Origin of the sequence: Microbacterium sp. NPDC079176 (genome assembly GCF_040686675.1) — a bacterium.
GTDB lineage: Bacteria > Actinomycetota > Actinomycetes > Actinomycetales > Microbacteriaceae > Microbacterium.
Map to the genome: position 1 here is coordinate 677,293 of NZ_JBFBLM010000001.1, position 23,862 is coordinate 701,154.

Sequence of the window (23,862 nt, forward strand, 5' to 3'; positions counted from 1 at the left end):
AACTCTCGTATGAATCTACATACCGGTCAGATCGCGATGTCGCGAGACTGACAGTAAGAAGTCGAAAGGGATCCCTGTGAACGACCCGTCCGTTGCTCCTGCCTCGATTCGCGCCGAACGGGTCGCGCCATGAGCTCGTCGACAGTGCGCGAGCGGCGCACGCGGATCGATCCCGAGACGAGTGACGACGAGCTCGTCCTCGCGACCCGAGCGGGGAACAGCAGTGCGTTCGGCGTGCTGTGGGATCGTCACTCGCCGGCAGCCCTCCGCGCGGCGCGTTCGATCACGAGCTCGATCGACCCCGAGGATCTCGTCAGTGAGGCGTTCGCCAAGACCTTCAGCGCAATCCGCAATGGCGGAGGTCCGACGGATGCGTTCCGTCCCTACATCTTCGCGGCCGTGCGCAGCGCGGCCGCCACATGGGGAGGAAAGCAGAAGGACGTCGTCGCGCTCGAATACATCGAGGAGCTTCCGACCGAGCACACGGAGGATTCGCTCGACCTGCTCTCTGACAAGGCGCTGCTGACGGTGGCGTTCAAGGACCTCCCCGAACGGTGGCGCACACTGCTCTGGTACCTCGAGGTCGAGGGCATGAAGCCGCGCGAGATCGCGCCGCTCATGGGCATGACTCCCAACGCCGTCTCGGTGCTGGCGGCCCGGGCGCGCGAGGGCTTCAAGCTCGCCTGGCTGCAGGCCCACATCAAGGAACCGGGACGTGACCCGGAATGCCGGTGGGTCTGCGAGCGCATCGTGGCGCAGGGGCGCAGGCGCCATGTGGCGCGTGCTGACCGAGCGCGATTCGACGCGCACCTGGAGCGCTGCCAGCGGTGCACGATGGCGAGCGCCGAGATCGAGCAGGCGTCATCGAAGCTGCGCGCCGTGCTGCTTCCCGTGATCATCGGCGGACCGGCGGCGTTAGCCTATTCGGCCGGATCTCCTGCGCCTGCGACGGCTGCGTCTGCGCCGGCCTGGATGCCCAGGGGTACCGCTCGGTGGCTGGTCGTCGGCGGATCCGTCGCGGCAGCCGGGGCCGTCGTCGCGGTCGCAGCGGTGGCCGCACAGCTGGCGCCCGTGGGCGCGCCGAACGCCGAGGAGTCGTCGACACCGTCGTCCGCGCTCGTCGTCGCATCTCCGGCGCCGATCATGTCGCCCGAATCGACGGCGGTCCCGAGCCCGATCGCGCCGGCGGAGGAGGCCGAGACGGGTGTCGACCCGCAGACGCCCGTGACCGTTCCCGAGGAGCACGCCGGCCCCGAGGTCGTCATCGACCCGATCATCGTGGTTCCCCCGGTGGTCGACCCGTCCGTGGTCGCGCCTCCCGCCGGCGGCCCCTCGGTCATCGCGCCTCCCGTCGTGAAGGCGCCGGTCGTCGACCCTCCTGTCGTCGACTCTCCGGCGGTCGAGCCTCCTGTCGTCGAGCCGCCGGTGGTCGAGCCGCCGGCGGTTGAGCCCCCGGTCGTCGAGCCGCCGGTCGTCGACCCTCCGGTCGTCGAGCCGCCGGTCGTCGAGCCGCCGGTCGTCGAGCCGCCTGCCGTCGACCCTCCGGTGATCGACCCTCCGGTGATCGACCCTCCGGTCGTCGAGCCTCCCGTCGTCGAGCCGGTGACGATGGACTGGAGCATCCTGCCGGGGACGACTGTTCCCCCGACCATCACCGGCACGGGAACTCCGGGAGCAGCGGTGCAGATCATCGACGAGACCGGCCTCGTGATCGCCTCCACCCTCGTCGGTCCTGACGGAGATTTCTCGGTGCGCCCCGATGTCGACACGCTTCACCAGGGCATGTCGATCTCGATGCGCCACACATCCCGGACCACCGGCGTGCGGACGGTGAGTGATCCGACGGGGCGCCTCTACTTCCCGGTCCCGGGGCTCGCCGAAGACTCGGACGGTGCGATCTCCCGCGTCGACTCCGACGGCGACGGGCGACGGGATGACCTCTCGCTCGACGTCCGCGGCGTCGCCGGCTCGACGGCATCCGTGTCCCTGGACGGGGAGACGGCGTCGCTCGCGCTTCTCGACGACTCCTCGACCATCGTGTCGTTCATCGACATCCGGCCCGGGCTCCATCGGATCACCCTGCGCTACGTCGACCCGGCGACGGGGGTCCTCGGCATCTCGGACACGGACTACATCCTCGTCGTTCCCTGACCGTCGCCCCGTGTGCGCAGGGCCCCGCGGGGTGCGCCAGATGAGAAGCTAGAAGGATGAGCATCTCCCGCGAATCCGACGTGATCGCCCCGACCGGGGGCGGCCCGCTGACCGATGTCGAGGTGAGGCGACTCCGCGAGGACTTCCCGATCCTGCGCTCCGAGGTCAACGGGCACCCGCTCGTGTATCTGGATTCGGGTGCGACGTCGCAGCGTCCGCTCGCCGTGCTCGACGCCGAACGCGAGTTCGCCACCACCCTCAACGCGGCCGTTCACCGTGGTGCGCACACTCTCGCGGCCGAGGCCACCGAGGTGTTCGAGGACGCTCGGGCCGCCGTCGCGCGGTTCGTGGGAGCCGACGAGGGCGAGATCGTGTGGACGTCGAACGCCACCGAGGCGCTCAACCTCATCGCGTATTCGATCTCGAACGCCTCGCTCGGCCGCGGGGGAGCGGCAGCCGAGCGCCTGCGTCTGCGCGAGGGCGACGAGATCGTCACGACCGAGATGGAGCATCACGCCAACCTCATCCCGTGGCAGGAGCTCGCGGCCCGCACAGGAGCGACCCTGCGGGTCATCCCGCTCGACGACGACGGTGCCCTCCGGCTCGACGCCGCCGCAGATCTCATCACCGACCGCACGAAGCTCATCGCCGTCACGCATGTGTCGAACGTGCTCGGCGTCATCAATCCGGTCGAGCATCTCGTGACGCGTGCGCGCGCCGTCGGCGCGCTCGTCGTGCTCGACGCCTGCCAGTCGGCGCCCCATCTGCCGCTGGATGTCCGCGCACTCGACGTCGACTTCGCCGTGGTGTCCGGTCACAAGATGCTCGGGCCGACGGGAATCGGCGCGCTCTACGGGCGGCGCGAGCTGCTCGAGGCCATGCCGCCGTTCCTGACGGGTGGATCGATGATCACCACCGTCACCACGACGGAGGCGGCGTACCTGCCGCCGCCGCAGCGGTTCGAAGCCGGTACCCAGCGGGTGTCCCAGGCGGTCGCGCTCGCCGCGGCGATCGACTATCTGACCGCGGTGGGGATGCCGCGCATCGCGGCGCACGAGGCTGCATTCGGCGCGCGACTCGTCGAGGGGCTCACGGCCATCGATGGGGTGCGCGTGCTCGGTGCCGGCATCGATCTGCCGCGTGTGGGCCTCGCGAGCTTCGACGTCGAGGGCATCCACTCGCACGATGTCGGGCAGTTCCTCGATGATCGCGGCATCGCGGTGCGTGTCGGACACCACTGCGCACAGCCGCTGCATCGTCGCCTCGGCGTCACCTCATCGACGAGGGCCAGCACGTACCTGTACACGACCGATGACGAGATCGACGCCGTGATCGACGGCGTCCAGGGTGCGATCGACTTCTTCCGGAGGGGCGCATGAGCGACCTGCAGAACCTGTATCAAGAGCTCATCCTCGATCACTCCCGCACCCCGCACGGGTTCGGGCTCCGGGGTGAGATCGCCGCGCAGTCGCACCAGGTGAACCCGACCTGCGGTGACGAGGTGACTCTGCAAGTGCACCGCGGCGCCGACGGCGGCATCGAGGCGATCGCGTGGGAAGGACACGGATGCGCCATCTCGCAGGCATCCGCGTCGCTGCTCGCCGAGCTCGCCGAGGGGCTCACGGTCGACGAGCTCGAGATCCGCATCGCCGCGTTCCGCGAGGCGATGCGTTCGCGCGGCAAGATCGAACCGGATGAAGAGCTGCTCGGCGATGCCGCTGCTCTCGGGGGCGTCTCGCGATACGTGGCACGGGTGAAGTGCGCCATGCTCGCCTGGGTCGCTGCGGAGGATGCACTCCACAAGTCCTGAGCACCGAGGCGATGCGGTGCAGGATGGAACCATGCCTCTTGAACTGACTCCTCTCACCGCAGACGCCTTCGACGACTGGCGCGAGGCCACGAGAGCACGACTCGTGTCGCTGCGGCAGGAGTCCGGGATGCACGTCGGCGACGATGCCGTCTCGCACGTGGACGCCGTGCTCGACGAGCTGCTCCCCGCAGGGCACGACACCGAGACCTCGCTCATCCTCACGATCGATGACGGCGACGCCCGGATCGGCACCGTCTGGCTCGCCGCGAACAACGGCGTGCTGTTCATCGTCGATCTCGCGTTCGCGACCGAGCCGAGTGGCCGACAGCTCGACGGCCTCCTCGGCGAGCTGACGACGCTCGCGCGGAGGCAGCAGGTCGGTCGTCTGAGTGTCGCCCTGCATTCGTCCGACACCGCTGGTCGCGGGTTCGTCGAGGGGCGGGGATTCGAGGTCGCGTCGATCCAGATGCTTCTCGAACCGCTGCCGTCTCGGGCGGCGCAGCCGTCAGACGGCGCGTTCGTCGTGGCGCCGATGACCCCGGAGCGCTTCGCGAGCTTCGCTGCCGCGTCCGAGGCGGCCTTCGCGGAAGACCTGGTGGCATCCGGTCGGTATTCGGCGGAGGATGCCGTCGTCGAGTCGCACCGGCAGATGGAGCTCGAGCTGCCGGACGGCATCGATTCGGAGGGGCAGGAGCTGTTCACCGCCCATGTGGACGGCATCGAGGTCGGGGTACTGTGGATCGGCGTCCGTCGGAGAGGAGGGCGCCCGCACGGGTTCATCCTCGACATCGAAGTCGCCGAGGACCAGCGCCGCAAGGGCTATGGTCGTGATCTCATGCTCGCGGCCGAGCGCGAGGCCGCACGACTCGGCGCCGACTCGATCGGGCTGCATGTCTTCGGTTTCAACGCCTCCGCGATCCGTCTCTACGAGAGCCTCGGCTATCGGCGGGTCGAGGAGCGCTTCCTGCTCACGGTGTGATCGCGACACGCGGGGTCGCGCGGGAATAGCGGCGCGGGACGGGCGTTGGGCCCCACATGACTACTCTCGGAATCATCGGTGCAGGACACATCGGCAGCCAGATCGCACGGGTCGCCGTGGCGAACGGCTACGACGTGGTGATCGCGAACTCCCGTGGACCGGAGACGCTCTCGGATCTCGTCGCAGAACTCGGCGATCGAGCGACTGCCGCAACCGCGGTGGATGCGGCTGCGGCCGGAGACGCCGTGGTCGTCACCGTCCCCCTGGGCAAGATCGACGAGCTGCCGGTCGAGCAGCTCGCGGGCAAGATCGTGCTCGACACGAACAACTACTACTTCGAGCGCGATGGGCACATCGAGGCCCTCGACCGCGGCGAGACCACCACATCGGAGCTTCTGCAGGCGCAGCTGCCGACGTCGCGCATCGCCAAGGCGTTCAACCACATCCTCGCGGCCGACATCACGACCGACGGATCGCCCGCGGGCACACCCGATCGACGCGCCCTCGCCACAGCCGGCGATGACGCCGAGGCCGTCGCCTTCGTCACCCGCTTCTACGACGACGCCGGCTTCGACACGGTCAACGTCGGACCCCTCAGCGAGTCCTGGAGGGTCGAGCGGGATCGCCCGGCATACGTCGTGCGCCAGAACGCCGACGAGCTGACGGCGAACCTCGCGATCGCCAACCGTCTGCCCTGACGACACGGACGAGGGGAGCGGATGCCGAGGCATTCGCTCCCCTTTTCTCTGTCCGCCCCCGATGAAGCGCCCGTAACATACGCGCCGCGTTGGGATACCAAACTTGTCGGGCGGTTCTCCGAGTGAGACAATTCGGTCATGGCGGGGGTGGGGACTACCGGCGAACTCGAGTCGGTGCGGGTGACGCGCGTTCTTCGCGATGACATCGTGCTCGGTCGGCGCGCCCCCGGTTCCCGGCTGGTCGAACGAGATATCGCGGCCGAGCTCAACGTCTCGCGGCTTCCGGTGCGCGAGGCCATCCGCACTCTCGTCGGCGAGGGAGTGGTCGTCGCACGCCCGCGGACCTGGGCAGTCGTGCGGGAGTTCACGCATCGGGACATCCGGGATTTCGGGGAGGTCCGCGAGGCGATCGAGACCCTGATCTTCGTCTTCGCCGCCGAACGTCACACCGACGAGGGGATCGCGCGGCTTCGGGCGGCCTATGAGCGCGAATTCGCCGCAGCATCCGCGGGCGAGATCGAGGCAGCGCGAATCGCTGCGGGCGAGTTCCATGAGATCTCGGCCGAGCTCGCCGGCAACGAGATGCTGGGCGAACTCATCGCGGTGTTCGTCACACGGCTGCGCTGGCTCTTCGGGCAGCACGACGATCTGCTCGCGATGGCCGAGGAGCATCGGCTGATCCTCGAAGCGGTCGCCGCGCGTGACACGGACGCCCTGCGCGTGATGGTCCCGCGCCATCTGGCCAGCGGGCAGGAAGCCGCCGAGCGACGCCTCAGCGACCAGGCATAGTCGATCTGATCGGCCCGGCCCGGCGTGCCGCGCGAACGCAGCGCACGACCGCGCCGCGCGGCCGACCACCGACCGGCCTGGAGAGCGGTCTCCCGCGGGGATATATTGGCCATACGGAATGGTTCCGGAGAGTCGTGTCCTGGGGAGCGATATGAGAGGCGTCGCCGTCGTCGCGGGGGGACTGCTGCTCCTCGGCGGAACGGTGCTCATCGCTGTCGCGGATCAGCAGCGTGTGGATGCCCTCGCCGAGGCGAGGGCGGCTGTCGTCCAGGCGGAAGAGCGGCTCGAGCTCGCGCGCGAGGTGAACCTCCGTCTCGCCGAGCAGCTGACGGCACTGCGCACCACCATCGCCGAACAGGAGACGCTGCTCACCGACACCTCCGGGTTCCTGCCATGAGGCGAACTCTGTGATCCGGCGGTTCCTCTCCGTCACGATCGTCGCAGCAGTGATGCTGACTGCGGGCGTCGTCGGTCGCGCCGCGGCCCTGGACGAGGACAGGGCAGAGGCGATCGCCGAGCTGCAGTCGCTGGCGCAGTCGATCCGTACGGCGGAGATGCGCACGGACCACCTCGACGGATCGATCGCGATCGCCGAGAAGGACACCGCCGCGCGTGCCGCAGTCCTCGAGGTGCGGCCCGCGTTCGTCGACGAGATCGCGGCGCTGACTGCGGCGATCGAGGGAGCAGTCGGCAAGGTCGACACCTCGGCACACAGGGCCTCCGCGCAGTCGGCCCAGCAGTCCGTGCTCGACGAGCGCAAGAACCCGGCGACCGTGGTCGCCGCCACAGCCACCGTGCATGCCCTCATCGACAAGGTGGGTCAGGACATCGGCAGCTGGGAGACGGCGCAGTACGCCGCTCCCTCGGGCCCCGCGTGGGCATCGAGCGGTCCGGACGGGTACGCGCGCGTGCGTGCCGCTCTCGACCAGGTCGGCGGCGGGGCGGTCGGGCTCTACGAATCGGCTTCCTGTGCGGGAGGGACCGCGCCGGCGTGCGCGAACAGCGGCGGCTTCATCAAGTACCGCGCCGACATCGTCGACTGGAGTGCCGACCGACTGAACTGGGCGATGGCGCATGAGCTGGCGCACATCTACCAATTCCGGGTGTGGGGCGCCCTGACGTCGTCAGATGCCTACTACTCCGCGTTCGGAGGAGACGCCGAGTTCCTTGCGAACTGCATGGCGGTGGTTCGCGGATATCCGGGATCTGTCGGGTGCGACGCCGACCAGCAGGCGTGGGCGTCCGGGATCTGGGTCGGCGCAGTCGGCTGACTCAGGCGATCGGCGTCGTCGTGTCGATGGCCTCGCGCAGGGGACGCCGCATGACCCTCCAGTAGCTCGACGGGGCGACGCGGGTGAGCACATCGATCAGTCGCGCCTCGCGTCCGACCATCGTGCGGGCGCGGCGACGTTCGGTCGCGCGCACGATCAGCGCCGCGGCATCCGCGGGCTCCGTGTGGTACATCGCCGCCTGGGCGGCCGCGGCTCGCGCGGCGACGGCCGGCTCGATCGCCGCGGCATACCGTCCGTGCAGGATGATGCCCGTGCGCACGCCGGCGGGATACACCGCTCCCACCGTCACCGAGGTGCCGTCGAGTTCGTGGCGCAGGGCCTCGGAGAACCCGCGCACCGCGAACTTGCTCAGGGAGTAGGGGATGCGTCCCGCGGGGGCTGCCAGCGCGTAGACGCTGGCGAGGTGAGTGATGTGGGCGGCCGGTGCCGCGCGCAGGGCGGGGAGCAGCGCCTTCGTGATCGACACCGTGCCCCAGAGGTTCACATCCGTCAGCCAGCGCATCTCCTCCATGGTCAGCTGGTCGAGGTCGCCGAGCATCGACGAGCCCGCGCACGTGATCAGAGCATTCACCCTGGGGTGCGCCGCGGTGATCTCCGCGGCCGTGGCGAAGACGGCGTCGTCGTCGCGGAGATCGACCACATGGGTGGTGACGATGGCGCCCGTGAGCTCGGCGGCGATGGCTGCGAGGCCGTCGGCGTTGTGGTCGATGAGCGCCAGATGCACGCGTCGGCGAGCGAGCAGCCGGGCGATGTCGGCACCCATCCCGCTCGCAGCGCCCGTGATGACCGTCGTGCTTCCGGTGAGCGTGAGACGCTTCATCGCATCCCTCCTGGCGGCGATCGGGAGAGCAGCCGGTCGTGGAGCGGGTCGGAGAGACCCGATTCCGATCCATTCTGGCCCACTGCATCCCCGAGCGATACCGGTACGCTCGAAGGGAGGAGGTAGGGGTGGGACGAACAGCGGATGCCATCGCCGAAGGCGTTGCGATCGCGACCGCTGCGGCGCGCCTCGCCGTGAAGAATCACATCCTCATCGGCACGATCGCCGAGAACGGCGTCTTCGACACGGACAAGTACGTCGCCGATGCGCGGGAAGCGCTGCGGGCGATGGCCGAGGAGTCCGAAGAGGTCGAGCGCAACCTGACCGAGCTGCGCAAACGCGCTCGCGGTCGCCATTCCGACCCCTCGGGAACCCATGACTACCGGGACCGCGACGTGCGCAACCTGCGTCGGAGGGCCAAGCAGTCGCACGGGGTCGCGACCAAGCTGCGCGACATGATGGAGGACGAGGCCGCCCTGCGCGTCATCGTCGAAGAGGCGCGCGAAGGCGCCTGGGCCGACGTGCGGCACAACCTCGATCGTCGGCTGCGCGTCGAGGGCATGCGACCCGATCAGGACCCCGATTACGACCGGATGCGCGAGGCGCGGATGCAGGCGCTGCGACTCGTCGACCTGCAGGCGCTGTCGTCTCTGCAGCGTGCGAAAGCGAAGCGGAAGAACAAGCAGAACACGCCCGACGGTGACGAGTGAGCGCTCGTTTCGCTTTCGCGTCTCGTCTGTTGTAGGCTGTTCTACGGCCCGCTGAGCGGTCCAGGAGCGCCCGTAGCTCAATGGATAGAGCATCTGACTACGGATCAGAAGGTTAGGGGTTCGAGTCCCTTCGGGCGCACATCAGCTGAAACCCCCGTCGCGCAAGCGGCGGGGGTTTTGCGTTGTCCGGCATCCATGCGGTCTCCATCTTCGGCTCCACGTTTCGGCCCTCACGCCCGTCCAGCGAAGGCCCGTCCAGCGAAGGAGAACTCACGCTGCGAAGGAGCGGATGCGAGTTTCAGACCTTTGGTACGGGTGATCTCCGTCGCAGCGAGCGAGCGGGGACATGACTGCAGGTCAGTCCCTGCGCCACATCTCGCCGAGGGTGGACGTGCGGGGGAGCAGGCGCGGCTCGAGGGTGACGCTGCGCGCCGCCGCACCAGGGTCGGCGATGCGCTCCAGCAGGAGATCTGCTGCGACGGCGCCCATCTCCTCGCCCGGCTGACTCACCGTGCTGATCGGGATCGCACTCTCGGACGCGAAGTGGTTGTTGTCGTAGCCGGTGATGGCGATGTCGTTCGGAACCGAGAATCCGGGCACCTCGTTGAGGATCTGGATGAGGCCGATGGCCACGAGATCGGATGCCGCGACGATCGCGTCGTAGGTGCCCGCACCGCGGGCGAGGATCTGCCGTCCGGCATCCCGTCCGTGCCTGATGTTCACGCCTCGCGTCTCGAGGATCTCGATGCGCGCGTCGGGGTGCGCGGCGGTCGCCTGCTCGGCGCCCTCCCAGCGCTGGTTGACGGCCGTGAGGAAACGCGGACCGCCTACGAAGAGAACGCGTCGGCGCCCGAGCGCGATCAGGTGCGATGCGGCGAGCGCCCCGCCGTGGCGCTCGTCGACGGTGACCCCCGGGTACGCGAGAGACGGGGACTCGAAGTTCACCAGCACGGTCGGAGTGGTGCGGTTCTCGGGGTGCGGCGACTTCGCGAGCGCCGTGTCGAGAGGGGCGAGGATGATGCCGGCCACGCGCGAACGGTCGAGCAGCTCGAGGTTGTGCACCTCGCGATCGGGGTCGACGTCCGAGTTGACGATCAGCACGTCCATCTTGTGGCGCCGCAGCGCTCTCTCGGCGCCGCGCGCGATGTCGACGAAGAAGGAGTTGCCGAGGTCGGCCAGCACCAGGCCGACCGAGGTGCTGTTTCCCGCGGCGAGAGAGCGCGCAGCATCATTGCGGACGAATCCGAGCTCGGCGATGGATGACAGCACCTTGCGGCGGGTCGCCTCTCGCACCTTCTCGGGATTGTTGAGGGTGTTGGACACAGTGCCGAGGGCGACTCCCGCGTGAGCGGCGACGTCCGCCATGCTGGGCTTCGAGCGCCCGGGCGGGGGAGTGTCGGTCACGTCATCCTCCTCGGCATCGTCGCCATGACCTGGCCCTTCAACTCTAGAGCATCACTATTCGTGAAGCGCTTCATTTGTGATGCGTAACTCTCTTGACAATGCCTTTTTTTCTATGGCATGGTGTGAATGAAGCGCTTCAAAAGAGGCGTCGCTCTTCAAGGAGGAACAGTGACCACAGCAATGAGGCGCGCCCGTCGCCTGGCCCCCGCAATCGCGCTCATCGGCGTCGGCGCTCTCGCGCTCTCCGCCTGCTCCGGCGGCTCCGGAGGATCGGGCTCCGAGTCCGGCGCCGGTTCCGGCGAATTCACCTATCTCGGCCAGACCGAGAACACCACGATCATCAGCACGCTCGAGACCCTCGCCGGCGACCAGTGCAAGGCTGCGGCCGACGCGGCGCCGATGACGTCCGATGACATCTCGGGCACGCAGTGGGACCAGCAGCTCCAGCTGCTCGCGAGTCAGGACGGTCTGTCGGACATGCAGATGGCTGCCGGCACCCCCGCGCTCATGTCGGAGTTCATCGACGGGGGCAAGGTTCTCGACCTCTCCCAGGCACTCGACGACCTGGGCGTCTCCGACCGGCTGCTGCCCGCGGCTGAATCGACGGTCAAGGCGCTCTATGGTGACGGTGCCCTGTACGCGCTGCCGACCGAATTCAACATCGAGGGGTTCTGGTACAACAAGGAGCTTCTCGAGAAGAACGACATCGAGGTGCCCGAGACGTGGGACGACCTCGTCGATGCCGCAGCCACGCTCAAGGACGCCGGCGTCCAGCCGTTCGCCACCGCGGGCAAGGACGGCTGGCCCGTCACCCGCCTCGTCGGCGACTACATCTTCCGCACGCTCGGCCCCGACGCACTCCAGAAGGTCGCGGACGGCGATGCGAAACTGACGGACCCCGAATACGTCGCCGCCGCAGACGCGGTCGCTGAACTCGGCAAGGCCGGATACTTCGGTGACGCCGTCGGCTCGATCGACTACAACGCCTCGATGAACCTGTTCCTCAGCGGGAAAGCCGCCTTCTACTACATGGGCAGCTGGGCGCTGGCGAACTTCAACGACGAGGAGCAGAACCAGATCGGGGTCGACAACGTCGGCTTCGCGCGCTTCCCCGCAGTCGAGGGCGGCGAGGGCAGCATCGACCAGATCCCGGCCAACGTCGGCATCCCGGTGATGTTCGCCGAGAAGAACTACGACGATGAAGCGGCCGCGTGGCTGAAGTGCATCGCTGAGGGCTACGGCGACACGGCGCTGAACGAGAGCGGTGTCGTCTCGGGCTTCGTGGTCGACAACCCTCCCGCCGATCTGCCCTCGACGACGCAGACCGTGCAGGACGAGATCGCGAACGCTCCGTCGAGCGTGCTCTGGTTCGAGGCGCTCTTCACCCCGAAGGCGACCGGCATCAGCCAGAACAACGGTGCAGGTCTCGCCAACGGCAGCCTCTCCGGCGAAGAGTTCATGACGCTCGTCCAGGCCGCCAACGACGAAGGCTGATCCACTCTCGGGGCGGGCATCCGCCCGCCCCGAGACCGTCCTCGTCGCATCAGGAGATCCACCATGCACAAAGTCCTCGGTGACAAGCGCGCCATCTTCGTCCTGCTCGGACCCGCGCTGCTCGTCTACTCCCTCGTCATGCTCGTCCCGATCGTGTGGTCGCTGTTCTACACGGTGCAGGACGGCAACCCCATCACGGGCTTCACCTTCAACGGGTTCGACAACTTCACCAAGTTCTTCCAGGACCCCGCCGCCTGGGACGCGATCTTCTTCACCCTGAAGTACGCGCTCATCCTCACCGCCCTGCAGGTGATCGTGGGCTATCTGCTCTCTCTGATGTACGTCTTCTGGCTGCGCAAGGGATCGGGGATCATCCGCACGATCGTGTTCTTCCCCGTGGTGCTCCCCACGGTGGCGGTCGCGCTGCTGTTCCAGCGACTGTTCGAGGCCGCGCCGACCGTCGGACCGGTGAACTCGTTCCTCGGGATCCTCGGCGGGCAGAACCTCGACTGGTTCGGCACTCCTGATGCCTCCTTCTGGGTGATCATCGCGATGGACCTCTGGCGGTCGATGGGCTTCTATGCCGTGCTGCTGTACGCCGGACTCGTCGACATCCCTGACGAGCTCATCGAATCGGCGCGCATCGACGGGGCATCCGGCTGGAAGCTCATCCGCACGATCGTCCTGCCGCTGTCGCTGCCCGTGCTGCTGTCATCGATCATCTTCAGCATCAACGGCACGCTGAAGGTCTTCGACACGGTCGTGGCGCTGACCAACGGCGGACCCGGCAACGCGACCACGCCGCTGACCCTGTACATGTTCCGCACCTCGTTCGCCTACGGCGACTACGGGTACGGGAGCACGATCGCCCTCATGCTGACGATCCTGTGCCTGCTGTTCACGGTCTTCATCTTCCGCTCCACCCGCCGCGATCTGACGAAGGACTGAACCAGTGAGTGCGACAACCGCCATCGTCACGGGCACCCCGCTGCCCACCCGCCGCGACGTCGATCCGAACCGTCGAGGCGCCAGAGACTTCTTCCGACGGCTGCCGATCCGGCTGCTCATCGCCGTGCTGCTCATCGTCGAGGTCTATCCGATCCTGTGGATGCTGCTCGGGTCGTTCAAGACGCAGAACGAGTTCCTCAACGAGCCGTTCTGGGCTCTGCCGCAGTCGTGGGACATCGTCAACTACATCGAGGTGTTCACCACCGGCGAGTTCGGCAAGTACATCCTCAACAGCGTCGTCGCAGTGTTCCCGTCGCTGGCGATCATCCTGGTCTTCGGCACCGCAGCCGGCTTCGCGCTCGAGGTCATGGTCTGGAAGGGGCGCGGCACGGTGCTGCTGCTCTTCCTCGCGGGCATCATGGTGCCTGCGCAGATGATCCTGCTGCCGCTGTTCACGATCTACTTCCGCACGAACATGACCGGCACGCTGTGGCCGCTCATCATCACCTACGTGGCGCTGGGGATGCCGTTGACCGTGTTCATGATGGCGACCTTCTTCCGCTCGGTGCCTCGGGAGATCTTCGAGGCGTCGACACTCGACGGCGCATCCATCTTCCGTTCGTTCTTCTCGATCGGCCTCCCGCTGGTCAAGAACGCCCTGTTCACGATCGGTCTCGTGCAGTTCTTCTTCCTCTGGAACGACCTGCTCATCGCCCTGACGTTCACCAACAGCAGCGACCTGCGCACGATCCAGGTCGGACTGCTCAACTTCACCGGAGAGTACGGAGCGGTGCAGTACGGGCCGACCTTCGCCGCGATCTCGGTCAACGTGCTCGGGACGCTGCTCATCTACGTGTTCCTCAACCAGCAGGTCATGAAGGGCCTGACCGCCGGATCGGTGAAGGGCTGACATGACGAACATCATCGAGATCTGGCTGGAGAACAGGCGCGGAGGCAAGACTCTCGGCATCGGCGAAGCCGAACCGCGGATCTCCTTCGTGGCGGATGCTGCGGCCGACGCCTTCGAACTGGAGTTCGTCGCCGACGACGGAACGGTGCGCGCCGAGCGCACGACGTCGACGCAGCGCGTCGCCTGGCCGTTCGCCCCTCTCGCGCCACGCGCCGGGGGAGACCTGCGCATCCGCGCCCTCGATTCCGGCCCCTGGAGCGAACCGGTGCGGATCGAGTCCGGGCTCGGTGACGACTGGCAGGTCGACTTCGCCTCGCCCTCGGTCGTGGCCGACCGCACGGCACCGCGGCCCGCGTATCTGCTGCGGGCTGCCATCGTCGAGGGGGCACTGCCCGGCGACATCGTGCGGGCCCGGATCCACTCCACGGCGCACGGCGTGTACGAGCTCGAGGTCAACGGCGAGCGCATCGGGGACGACGTGCTCGCACCGGGGTGGACGAGCTACGGCCACCGTCTGCGCTATCAGACGCACGACGTCACCGCGGCGCTTCGCGTCGGAGAGAACGTGATCGGCGCATGGCTCGCCGACGGCTGGTACCGCGGCCACATCGGGTTCGACGGGGGCGTGTGGGACATCTACGGATCGGATGTCGCGCTGCTCGCGCAGCTCGAGGTCACCACGGCGGACGGTGTCACTCGACAGGTGGCCCTCGAGTGGCTCACGGCGCCGTCGCCGATCACCGCGGTCGGGTTGTATGAGGGCGAGAGCTTCGATGCGCGGTTGACGGAGGACGGCTGGTCCGCGCCGGGATTCGACGCCTCCAGCTGGAGTCCGGCGGCCATGTTGCCCCGAACCGATTTCCCGGCGGCGATCGAACCGCCGACCGCTCTGCCGGTGCAGGAGACCGAGACGCTGCGCCCGGTCACGGTCGAGCGTCAGCCGAGCGGCCGCATCCGTCTCGACTTCGGTCAGAACATCTCGGGGGTGCTCCGTATCCGGGTGCGAGCGGATGCCGGTCACACCGTGACGCTCCACCACGCGGAGGTCATCGAGAACGGCGAACTCGGCATCCGTCCGCTCCGGGCGGCGACATCGGTCGACAGCTACACCGCCGCGGGTTCGGGTGAGGAGATCTACACCCCTCGCTTCACGATCCACGGCTTCCAGTACGCCGAGCTCGAGAACTGGCCGGGCGAGCTCCGCGACGGAGACGTCCAGGCGGTGGTGATCCACACCGGCATGCGGCGCACCGGCTGGTTCGAGTCGTCGAACGGCGGGCTCGACAGGCTGCACTCGAACGTCGTGTGGAGCATGCGCGACAACTTCGTCGATCTGCCGACCGACTGCCCGCAGCGTGACGAGCGCGTGGGGTGGACCGGCGACATCCAGGTGTTCGCGCCCACCGCGCTGCGCCTGTTCGCGGCCCACGGCACTCTCACCGGATGGCTGCGCGACCTCGCTGTCGAGCAGGCTGATCAGGGGCACGTACCCAACTTCGTACCGTGGGTCGAGTGCGGCTTCCCGAACTTCCCGACGGCCGCGTGGGGCGATGCGGCCGTGATCGTGCCGTGGGAGATGTACCGCAACGACGGCGACATCCGGATCCTCTCCGACCAGTACCCGAGCATGCGCGCCTGGGTCGACCTGGTCGACGAGCTCACCGATCACACAGGACTCTGGAACACCGGCTTCCAGCTGGGCGACTGGCTCGACCCGACCGCACCACCGGAGGACCCCGGCAAGTCCCACACCGACAAGTACCTGGTCGCGACCGCCTATCACGTGCGCACGGCGCGCATCGTGGCCGACGCGGCTGCTCTGCTCGGCGAGGAGGCGGATGCCGCGCACTATCGCGGTGTCGCGGAACGAGCGTCCCGCGCCTTCCAGGATGAGTTCCTCAGCGACAGCGGCCGCGTGGTCAGCGACACTCCGACCTCGATCGCCGTCGCGCTGGTGTTCGAGCTCTTCGAGAACGAGGAGCAGGTGCGGCGGGCCGGTTCGCGGCTGCAGGAGCTCGTCGGAGCGGGCGGCTTCCACATCTCGACCGGTTTCGTCGGCACCCCGATCATCTGCGATGCGCTGGTGCGCGCCGGGAGCATGGACTACGCCTATCACCTGCTGCTGCAGGACGAGCTGCCGTCTTGGCTGTATCCGGTCAGCATGGGCGCGACGACGATCTGGGAGCGCTGGGACAGCATGCTGCCGGACGGATCCATCAACCCCGGCGACATGACGTCGTTCAACCACTACGCGCTCGGAGCCGTCGCCGACTTCCTGCACCGGGTGGTCGCGGGGCTCGCGGCGGATGCGCCCGGGTGGGAGAGGATCCGCTTCGAGCCGCAGCCGGGCGGTCGTCTCGAGCACGCGAGTGCGCGGTACGACAGCGTTCGCGGCACGGCGTCGATCGCGTGGCGGCGTGACGGCGAGCGCCTGTCCATCGACGTCGAGGTGCCCGCGGCATCCGTCGGCGTGCTCGTTCTTCCGGGATCCGCGGAGGAGATCCCCGTCGGCCCCGGGCGCCACTCGTTCACCACGACGTTCCGCGCCGTGGAGGACGACCCCGAACGGCCGTTCTTCGGCTGGCGCAGACCGGAGCCCGTTCTCGAGACCGAGGGAGCAGCATGACTCAGCAGCACATCCGGCCGGGGCAGGTGTGGCTCGACACGAAAGGCGAGCGCATCCACGCCCACGGCGGATCCGTCATCACCGTCGACGGCGTGCACTACTGGTACGGCGAGAACAAGGAGTTCTCGACGCCGGGGAGCGGGATCTGGCACTGGGGAGTGCGGTGCTACTCGTCGATCGACCTCGTGAACTGGGACGACCGGGGTGTCATCATCCCGCCGGACGAGGACGACGAGTCCTCACCGCTGCATCCGACTCAGGGGCTCGACCGACCGCACATCATCTTCAACGCCGAGACCCGCACGTACGTGTGCTGGGTCAAGGTCATGACGAAGGGATCGGTGCAGCGCTCGACGGTGCTCACCAGTGACAGCATCCTCGGTCCGTACGAGATCCAGCGCACCTGGCTGCGTCCGCTCGACATGAGCGCCGGGGATTTCGATCTGGTCGTCGATCCGCACGACGGCAAGGGGTACTACTACTTCGAACGGGTGCATTCCGAGATGATCTGCGCCGACCTCACCAGCGACTACACCGATGTCACCGGGTACTACTCGACCCACTTCCCGCAGCCGCAGCCGCCGTACGTGCGCGAGGCTCCGGCGCACTTCCAGCGCGGCGGACTGCACTACCTGCTGACCTCCGGCACCACGGGGTACTACCCGAACCCGTCCGAGTCGGCGGTGGCGCGCAGCTATCACGGTCCGTTCGAGGTGCTCGGCGACCTGCATCCGGGCGACGAGTCGCGCACCTCGTACCACTCCCAGATCTCATCGGCGTTCCGGCATCCAAGAAAGAAGGACCTCTATATCGCCGTCGCCGATCGGTGGCTGCCGCGGTATCTCGAGCACGGCGACCGCGCGCGACAGGCGTTCATCGAGCATTTCGCACCGGGGAAGGACGGCGACGAGCCGATGGAGGAATTCGCCTACGTCGACACCTCGATCGCCGACTACGTCTGGCTACCGATCCGATTCGAGGGCGACCGGCCGATCATCGACTGGCGCGACGAGTGGTCTCCCGACGAGTACGAAGACGCCTGAGCGACCTCAGTCGAGCAGGCTCGTGATGGCAGGGTCTCGGCGGGCGACCTCAGCGGCCGTGCCGACGATCACGTGACGCATCGCGGCCACCGCGACGGCCGGCGTGACGTCCGCACGGTGGGCCAGGCTCACCGTGCGCCTCATCATCGGGTGCGAGATCCTGACCGACCGCAGCGCCGGCTGATCGAGCAGCACCATCGCCGGAACCACGGCCACGCCGACGCCTCGTTCGACGAAGCGGAGCAGCGCGTCCATCTCGGCGCCCTCGAGGACGAAGTTCGGGGTCAGCCCTGCCGAGCGGAAGGCCGCATCTGTCGTCGCCCGCAGCTCATAGGTCTCGTCGAGCGCGATCAGCGGCAGGGTGGCGAGGTGGGCGAGGCTCATCACCGTGGAGGTCGAGACGGGAGGCTCGGATGCCGCGGACACGACCACCAGCTCTTCGGTCAGCAGCGGCATGCGCGTCAGGCTGAAGCCCGACGGCGGCGGACCTTCCGACTCCGTGATGAGCGCGATGTCGACGGCACCCACGGCCAGCTGATCGACGAGCAGCCTCGACCCACTCTCGGTGAGGTGCAGGTCGACGCCCGGGTGGGCGGCGTGGAAGGTGCTGATCGCCTCGGCGACGAGGCTGATGCAGAGGGTGGGCGGTGCGCCGAGTCGCACGCGGCCACGGCGGAGTCCGGCGAGTTCGGCCATCTCCTCGCGGATCGCGTCGGACTCGGCGAGCATGCGCTGAGCGCGGGGGAGCAGGGCCTCTCCGGCGGCGGTGAGTCCGATGTGCCCGCGCGCCCGGTGGAAGAGCTCGGCGCCGAGCTCGCGTTCGAGTGTCGAGATCTGTCGGCTCAGCGACGGCTGCGCGAGGTGCAGGTGCTCGGAGGCACGGGTGAAATGGCCGAGGCGGGCGACCTCGACGAACCCGCGGAGCTGCTCGAGGTTCATGTTTTCAGTGTATCGATACCAGTAGAACAATGCATTGGAGTTATCGGGACACCGTACTTAGCGTGGAAGGCATGAGCACTCGCGAACGTCAGATCTCCACCACGGTCCTGGTCATCGGCACCGGCGGCTCCGGGCTGCGGGCGGCGATCGAGGTCGCCGAGCACGGCATCGACGTCCTCGCCGTCGGCAAGCGCCCGCGCCAGGACGCGCACACCTCTCTCGCCGCCGGCGGCATCAACGCCGCGCTGGGCACCATGGACGAGGCCGACAGCTGGCAACAGCACGCCGCGGACACGATCAAGGAGAGCTACCTGCTCGCCAACCCGCACACGGTCGAGATCGTGACGCAGGGGGCCGAGCGCGGCATCCGGGATCTCGAGCGCTGGGGCATGGACTTCGCCCGCGAGGACGACGGCCGCATCTCGCAGCGGTTCTTCGGGGCGCACACCTTCCGTCGCACGGCTTTCGCCGGCGACTACACGGGTCTCGAGATCCAGCGAACCCTCGTCGCGAAGGCCGAACAGCTCGAGGTGCCGATCCTCGACCACGTCTACATCACGCGTCTGCTCGTGCGCGACAACGTCGTCTTCGGCGCCTACGGCTTCGACCAGTCGGACGGCACGCGCTACCTCATCCACGCGGATGCCGTGATCCTCGCCGCGGGCGGGCACAACCGCATCTGGCGCCGCACCTCGTCACGACGGGATGAGAACACCGGAGACTCGTTCCGGCTCGCGGTCGATGCGGGCGCCCGCCTGCGGGACCCGGAGCTCGTGCAGTTCCACCCGTCCGGGATCATCGAGCCCGAGAACGCCGCCGGGACCCTGATCTCGGAGGCGGCTCGCGGCGAGGGCGGGATCCTGCGCAACGCCCTCGGTGAGCGCTTCATGTCGAAGTACGATCCTGAGCGCATGGAGCTCTCGACACGCGACCGTGTCGCGCTCGCCGCGTACACCGAGATCGCCGAAGGGCGGGGCACCGAGAACGGCGGCGTCTGGCTCGACGTCTCGCATCTGCCGCGCGAGACGATCATGACCCGTCTGCCCCGCGTCTACCAGACGATGATGGAGTTGCAGATGCTCGACATCACGACCGATCCGATCGAGATCGCGCCCACCGCGCACTACTCGATGGGTGGCGTGTGGGTGCGTCCCGACGACCACCAGACCGACGTCGACGGGCTCTACGCGATCGGCGAGGCATCGAGCGGCCTGCACGGAGCCAACCGCCTCGGCGGCAATTCGCTCATCGAGCTGCTCGTCTACGGGCGCATCGTCGGGCAGGCGGCCATGGCGCATGCCGCGGGGCTCGACGCTCAGCGCCGCTCGGCGGATGCGGTCGCCCAGGCCCGCGCCGAGATCGACGACCTTCTCACGGCCGACGGTCGCGAGAACGTGCGAGCCCTGCAGCGCGCGATCCGCAACACCATGACCCAGCATGCCGGTGTCGTGCGGTCGGAAAACGGACTCCGTGCCGGCCTCGCCGAACTCGACATGATCGAGGGGCGGATGGAGGACATCGGCATCCACCCGGACATCGCCGGATTCCAGGATCTCGCGCATGCCTTCGACCTCAAGGCATCGGCGCTCGCCGCCCGAGCCACTCTCGAGGCGGCGCTGGAGCGTCGGGAGACGCGCGGATGTCACAACCGCAGCGACTACCCCGACACCGACCCGACGCTGCAGGTCAACCTCGTCTGGTCGCCGACCGGCGGAGTCACGCGCGAGTCGATCCCGGAGATCCCCGCCGAGATCGCCGAGCTCATGCGCGAGGTCGACACCGAGGGCAAGCTCGTCGAATAGCCGCATCCGAACTCGCTCCCGTCGCAGGGTGCATCGCGACGGGAGCGGTGGGGTGGTCGAGCGAGGTAGGAGTCGCTCAGTCGCCCTCGTCGGTCTCCGGACCGTCGATGACCCCGATCCCGACCGCCTCATGGTCGGGCTCGGGGTCGTTTCGCGACGGAGCCTTGGGCTCTTCCGAGGGCTCCTTCTCGGTGCTCGGCTCTTCGAGTTCGTCGTTGCTCGGAACCTCCGACGGATCCGCGTCTTCGGGGGACTCCGCCTCCGCCGGCTTCTCGGCGGTGTTCGCCGGATCCTTGAACTCGCCGGCATCGCCGGACGAGGGCGTGGGAGTGGGGGTCTGGGCCTCGGGGTCGAGGCCGGAGGTCGGGTCCTGCTCGGGCGTGCTGTTCGTCATGATCGTCCCTTTCGCATCGAGTGCACCCCCAGCATCCGCCAGCGGCTGCGAGGCGAGAAGGGCCTTGACGACAGCCTCCGGAGCGTCCGTCTTCCTGCGCACGACGTAGGCTGAGGAGGTGACAGCGTACGTCTCGGCCTTCGATCTCTTCTCCATCGGAGTGGGCCCCTCGAGCTCCCACACGGTCGGGCCGATGCGGGCGGCCCTCGCGTTCGCTCAGCGCCTGCGCTCGTCCGGAGCTCTCGATCGCGTCGCCCGCATCGCATGCACGCTGTACGGCTCTCTCGGCGCCACCGGAATCGGTCACGGCACGCCGGATGCGGTCGTCGCGGGCCTTCGCGGGCTGTCGCCGGAGAGCTGCGACCCGGCCGACGTGCGCGCAGCCTGGACCGACCTTCGCGACGGCGCCACGGTGCGCGTCGACGGGGTCCATGAGATCCCGTTCTCGAAGGCCGACATCGTCTTCGAGCCGCGGACCCGGCTGCCCGGTCATCCGAACGCGATGACCATCACCGCCCGGGACGATGCCGGCGGTGTCGTCGCCGAAGAGACCTATTACTCCGTCGGCGGCGGGTTCATCCGCCGGGACGGCGAGGAGGCGAAGCTCGCCTCGGCCCCACTGCCCTACTCGTATGCCGACGCCGCGTCGCTGCTCGCACTGTGCGACGAGCACGGACTGTCGATCGCCGAGATCGCGCGACTCAACGAGACCGCTGAGCGCTCGGAAGAAGAGGTCGCCACCGGACTCGATGCGATCTGGGACGCCATGGCTGCGTGCGTCGAGAACGGACTGCACTCGGACGGCGTCCTGCCGGGGATGCTCAAGGTCAAGAGGCGGGCGAGCATGATCCGCGCGCAGCTCGAGGAGGCGGAGGCCGACGGTCATCGCGAGCTACCGGGAGAGTGGCTCGGTGCCTTCGCGCTCGCGGTCAACGAAGAGAACGCGGCGGGCGGTCGCGTCGTCACGGCGCCGACCAACGGCGCCGCCGGCATCCTTCCCGCCGTCGCGATGTACTGGTGGCGGTTCCTGGCGGACTCGGGCCTCGGTGCGGGCAATGCCGTGACGCCGTACGGAGAACTCGTCGGCAGTGCGCTGCTCGGCTTCGACGGCACGCGGGCGATCGAGGCGGCGCAGGCCGAGGACGATGACGCCGTCGCCGACGCGAACCGCCGCCGTGGCATCCGTCGGTTCCTCCTCACGGCCACGGCACTGGGCTCGCTGTTCAAGGCCAACGCCTCGATCTCGGGGGCCGAGGGCGGCTGCCAGGCCGAGGTCGGCTCGGCCTGCGCGATGGCTGCCGGAGGGCTCACCGCCGTGATGGGCGGCACCAACCGGCAGATCGAGAACGCCGCCGAGATCGCGATGGAGCACCACCTCGGGCTCACCTGCGATCCGATCGGCGGCCTCGTGCAGATTCCGTGCATCGAGCGCAATGCGATCGCCGCGTCGACGGCGGTCACTGCCGCCCGTCTGGCGCTGCGCGGCGACGGCAGCCACTACGTCTCCCTCGACGCGGTGGTCGAGACGATGCGCCAGACCGGAATCGACATGTCGACCAAGTACAAGGAGACCAGCGAGGGTGGTCTCGCGGTCAACGTCATCGAGTGCTGAGTCACTCCGAGCGCGTCGGTGGCTGCGGATAGCCTCCTCTGAGGAGGCGCGCATGGAATCGATCTGGACCCCGGGCAGTCGCAGGCGGCGGGAGCAGCCCATCGTCGCCGTGCGCGCGAATGGTGACGCGCCGGATTCCGGCCGCATGTGGCCGACCACCATTCCCGCCGTCGCCCAGGTGCTCGAGGAAGGCATCGATCTCGCTCCCGGGGTGACCTTCCTCGTCGGCGAGAACGGCAGCGGCAAGTCGACGATCGTCGAGGGCATCGCCGTCGCCTACGGGCTCTCGCCCGAGGGAGGGTCCCGCCAGGCGATGCACAGCACGCGCCCCAGCGAGTCGCCGCTGTCGGAGTGGCTGCAGCTGCAGCGCGGAGTCGGAGCCAACCGCTGGGGATTCTTCCTGCGAGCCGAGACCATGCACTCGTTCTACACCTACCTCGAAGAGAATCCCTCCGCGAGGGGCGACGTGGCGTTCCACGAGATGAGCCACGGCGAGTCCTTCCTCGCTCTGCTCGACAGCCGATTCGATGAACCCGGCTTCTACTGTCTCGACGAGCCAGAGGCAGCGCTCTCGTTCCAGTCCACCCTCGCCCTGATCGCGGTGCTGCAGCGCATCGTCGACGACGGAGGTCAGGTGCTGTGCGCGACGCACTCGCCGGTGCTCGCCGCGCTGCCGGGAGCTCGCATCCTCGAAGTGGGGGAGTGGGGCATCCGTCCCGCCGAGTGGAACGACCTCGAGCTGGTGAACCACTGGCGGTCGTTCCTGCAGGACCCGCCGCGGTACCTGCGGCATCTGCTCGACTGAGGGGAGCGCGCAGATCTGGTCGTAGGCTGGCGCCATGACCGAGCAGCGTGCGCCCAAGAAGCGCGGGCGTCCGCGTGGCGTGTCCGATGCGCGCGAACGCATCATCGCCGCCGCAGTCGACGAGTTCGGCGAGCACGGATACGACGGCACGACGGTGCGCTCGATCGCGGCTCGTGCCGACGTCGACTCGGCGCTCGTGCACCACTACTTCGGCACGAAGGCAGACCTCTTCGCTGAGGCGGTCGGCATTCCTCTGCGCCCCGACATCGACGTGCCGGCCATCGTTGCGGGTCCGCGTGACGCCGTCGGCGAGCGTCTCGTGCGGTACGTGCTCGAGGCCTTCGAGCAGCCCGACATCCGTCGCCGCGGCGTCATGCTCATTCGGACGGCGATCGGCAGCCGGCTCACCACGCCCCTTCTCGCGGGGTTCCTCTCTCGCGAACTCATCGGCCGGATCGCGAAGACGCTCGGCGTCGCGGATGCCGAGCTGCGCGCCACACTCGTCGCCTCGCAGATCGCCGGCCTGCTGCTCACGCGCTACGTGCTGCGGCTCGCGCCGATCGCCGCGGCATCCGTCGATGACATCGTCTTGCGGGTCGGACCGACCGTGCAGCGCTACCTCTTCGAATAGCGCGG

The 23,862-nt window shown here is 68.3% G+C and carries 22 protein-coding genes and 1 tRNA gene; 19 read left to right on the forward strand and 4 right to left on the reverse strand.

Annotation, left to right across the window (positions count from 1 at the left end; translation table 11 throughout):
- Positions 1–129 precede the first annotated feature (129 nt).
- From AB0P11_RS03220 to AB0P11_RS03255, 8 genes are all read left to right on the forward strand, one after another.
- Positions 130–2,151: a sigma-70 family RNA polymerase sigma factor gene (locus tag AB0P11_RS03220; protein WP_363519683.1), complete on the forward strand. Its 2,022-nt coding sequence runs from the start codon at positions 130–132 to the stop codon at positions 2,149–2,151.
- Positions 2,152–2,207: 56 nt separating this feature from the next.
- Entirely contained in the window at positions 2,208–3,530 is a 1,323-nt protein-coding gene (locus tag AB0P11_RS03225) for a cysteine desulfurase (RefSeq protein ID WP_363519686.1), read from the forward strand.
- The gene (sufU, locus tag AB0P11_RS03230; protein WP_056276906.1) at positions 3,527–3,961 is read left to right on the forward strand and encodes a Fe-S cluster assembly sulfur transfer protein SufU; all 435 of its coding nucleotides are present in this window, start codon (positions 3,527–3,529) and stop codon (positions 3,959–3,961) included. Before AB0P11_RS03225 ends, sufU begins: the two co-directional genes overlap by 4 nt.
- Before the next feature lie 31 nt (positions 3,962–3,992).
- Entirely contained in the window at positions 3,993–4,940 is a 948-nt protein-coding gene (locus tag AB0P11_RS03235; RefSeq protein ID WP_363519690.1) for a GNAT family N-acetyltransferase, read from the forward strand.
- A 56-nt stretch (positions 4,941–4,996) separates the two neighbouring features.
- A complete protein-coding gene (locus AB0P11_RS03240) occupies positions 4,997–5,638 on the forward strand; it encodes an NAD(P)-binding domain-containing protein (protein ID WP_187249954.1) in 642 nt (213 codons plus the stop codon).
- A gap of 138 nt (positions 5,639–5,776) precedes the next feature.
- Entirely contained in the window at positions 5,777–6,427 is a 651-nt protein-coding gene (locus tag AB0P11_RS03245) for a GntR family transcriptional regulator (RefSeq protein WP_053098794.1), read from the forward strand.
- A gap of 151 nt (positions 6,428–6,578) precedes the next feature.
- A complete protein-coding gene (locus AB0P11_RS03250) occupies positions 6,579–6,824 on the forward strand; it encodes a hypothetical protein (RefSeq protein ID WP_072590746.1) in 246 nt (81 codons plus the stop codon).
- Positions 6,825–6,834: 10 nt separating this feature from the next.
- The gene (locus AB0P11_RS03255; protein ID WP_230101003.1) at positions 6,835–7,698 is read left to right on the forward strand and encodes a hypothetical protein; all 864 of its coding nucleotides are present in this window, start codon (positions 6,835–6,837) and stop codon (positions 7,696–7,698) included.
- A gap of 1 nt (position 7,699) precedes the next feature.
- Here AB0P11_RS03255 and AB0P11_RS03260 read toward each other — a convergent pair whose 3' ends face one another.
- Positions 7,700–8,539 (reverse strand): SDR family NAD(P)-dependent oxidoreductase, encoded by an 840-nt coding sequence (locus AB0P11_RS03260; RefSeq protein ID WP_285365202.1) that lies wholly within the window; start codon positions 8,537–8,539, stop codon positions 7,700–7,702.
- A 128-nt stretch (positions 8,540–8,667) separates the two neighbouring features.
- Between AB0P11_RS03260 and AB0P11_RS03265 the strand changes: the two genes are divergently transcribed.
- Both AB0P11_RS03265 and AB0P11_RS03270 read left to right on the forward strand, forming a co-directional pair.
- Positions 8,668–9,249 carry a hypothetical protein gene (locus AB0P11_RS03265; protein WP_056276922.1) on the forward strand — a complete coding sequence of 194 codons (582 nt, stop codon included), beginning with the start codon at positions 8,668–8,670 and terminating at the stop codon, positions 9,247–9,249.
- A 66-nt stretch (positions 9,250–9,315) separates the two neighbouring features.
- A tRNA-Arg gene (locus AB0P11_RS03270) sits at positions 9,316–9,388 on the forward strand.
- Positions 9,389–9,606: 218 nt separating this feature from the next.
- Here AB0P11_RS03270 and AB0P11_RS03275 read toward each other — a convergent pair.
- A complete protein-coding gene (locus AB0P11_RS03275) occupies positions 9,607–10,653 on the reverse strand; it encodes a LacI family DNA-binding transcriptional regulator (protein WP_363519697.1) in 1,047 nt (348 codons plus the stop codon).
- 168 nt (positions 10,654–10,821) lie between these two features.
- Here AB0P11_RS03275 and AB0P11_RS03280 point away from each other — a divergent pair, with 168 nt between their 5' ends.
- The 5 genes from AB0P11_RS03280 (at position 10,822) to AB0P11_RS03300 (ending at position 17,674) form a co-directional block, all read left to right on the forward strand.
- The gene (locus AB0P11_RS03280) at positions 10,822–12,147 is read left to right on the forward strand and encodes an extracellular solute-binding protein (RefSeq protein WP_363519700.1); all 1,326 of its coding nucleotides are present in this window, start codon (positions 10,822–10,824) and stop codon (positions 12,145–12,147) included.
- A 63-nt stretch (positions 12,148–12,210) separates the two neighbouring features.
- Entirely contained in the window at positions 12,211–13,095 is an 885-nt protein-coding gene (locus tag AB0P11_RS03285) for a sugar ABC transporter permease (RefSeq protein ID WP_053098799.1), read from the forward strand.
- A 4-nt stretch (positions 13,096–13,099) separates the two neighbouring features.
- Complete coding sequence (locus AB0P11_RS03290; RefSeq protein ID WP_230101259.1) at positions 13,100–14,005, forward strand: carbohydrate ABC transporter permease; 906 nt, start codon at positions 13,100–13,102, stop codon at positions 14,003–14,005.
- A 1-nt stretch (position 14,006) separates the two neighbouring features.
- Complete coding sequence (locus AB0P11_RS03295) at positions 14,007–16,631, forward strand: family 78 glycoside hydrolase catalytic domain (RefSeq protein ID WP_363519703.1); 2,625 nt, start codon at positions 14,007–14,009, stop codon at positions 16,629–16,631.
- The gene (locus AB0P11_RS03300; RefSeq protein WP_363519705.1) at positions 16,628–17,674 is read left to right on the forward strand and encodes a family 43 glycosylhydrolase; all 1,047 of its coding nucleotides are present in this window, start codon (positions 16,628–16,630) and stop codon (positions 17,672–17,674) included. The genes AB0P11_RS03295 and AB0P11_RS03300 overlap by 4 nt, the downstream gene beginning before the upstream one ends.
- Positions 17,675–17,680: 6 nt before the next feature.
- On the opposite strand, the gene AB0P11_RS03305 is transcribed toward AB0P11_RS03300, so the two are convergent.
- On the reverse strand, positions 17,681–18,613 hold the full coding sequence (locus AB0P11_RS03305; protein WP_056276933.1) for a LysR family transcriptional regulator: 933 nt from the start codon (positions 18,611–18,613) through the stop codon (positions 17,681–17,683).
- 71 nt (positions 18,614–18,684) lie between these two features.
- Between AB0P11_RS03305 and AB0P11_RS03310 the strand changes: the two genes are divergently transcribed.
- Positions 18,685–20,415 (forward strand): FAD-dependent oxidoreductase, encoded by a 1,731-nt coding sequence (locus AB0P11_RS03310; RefSeq protein WP_363519707.1) that lies wholly within the window; start codon positions 18,685–18,687, stop codon positions 20,413–20,415.
- 76 nt (positions 20,416–20,491) lie between these two features.
- Here AB0P11_RS03310 and AB0P11_RS03315 read toward each other — a convergent pair whose 3' ends face one another.
- Positions 20,492–20,911, reverse strand: a complete 420-nt coding sequence (locus AB0P11_RS03315) for a hypothetical protein (RefSeq protein WP_363519709.1) — start codon at positions 20,909–20,911, stop codon at positions 20,492–20,494.
- 16 nt (positions 20,912–20,927) lie between these two features.
- Between AB0P11_RS03315 and AB0P11_RS03320 the strand changes: the two genes are divergently transcribed.
- From AB0P11_RS03320 to AB0P11_RS03330, 3 genes are read left to right on the forward strand one after another with little or no spacing between them, the layout of a single operon-like run.
- Complete coding sequence (locus AB0P11_RS03320) at positions 20,928–22,421, forward strand: L-serine ammonia-lyase, iron-sulfur-dependent, subunit alpha (RefSeq protein WP_363519711.1); 1,494 nt, start codon at positions 20,928–20,930, stop codon at positions 22,419–22,421.
- 52 nt (positions 22,422–22,473) lie between these two features.
- On the forward strand, positions 22,474–23,226 hold the full coding sequence (locus tag AB0P11_RS03325) for an AAA family ATPase (RefSeq protein ID WP_056276942.1): 753 nt from the start codon (positions 22,474–22,476) through the stop codon (positions 23,224–23,226).
- A 34-nt stretch (positions 23,227–23,260) separates the two neighbouring features.
- Positions 23,261–23,857, forward strand: a complete 597-nt coding sequence (locus AB0P11_RS03330) for a TetR family transcriptional regulator (protein ID WP_056276946.1) — start codon at positions 23,261–23,263, stop codon at positions 23,855–23,857.
- Positions 23,858–23,862 lie beyond the last annotated feature (5 nt).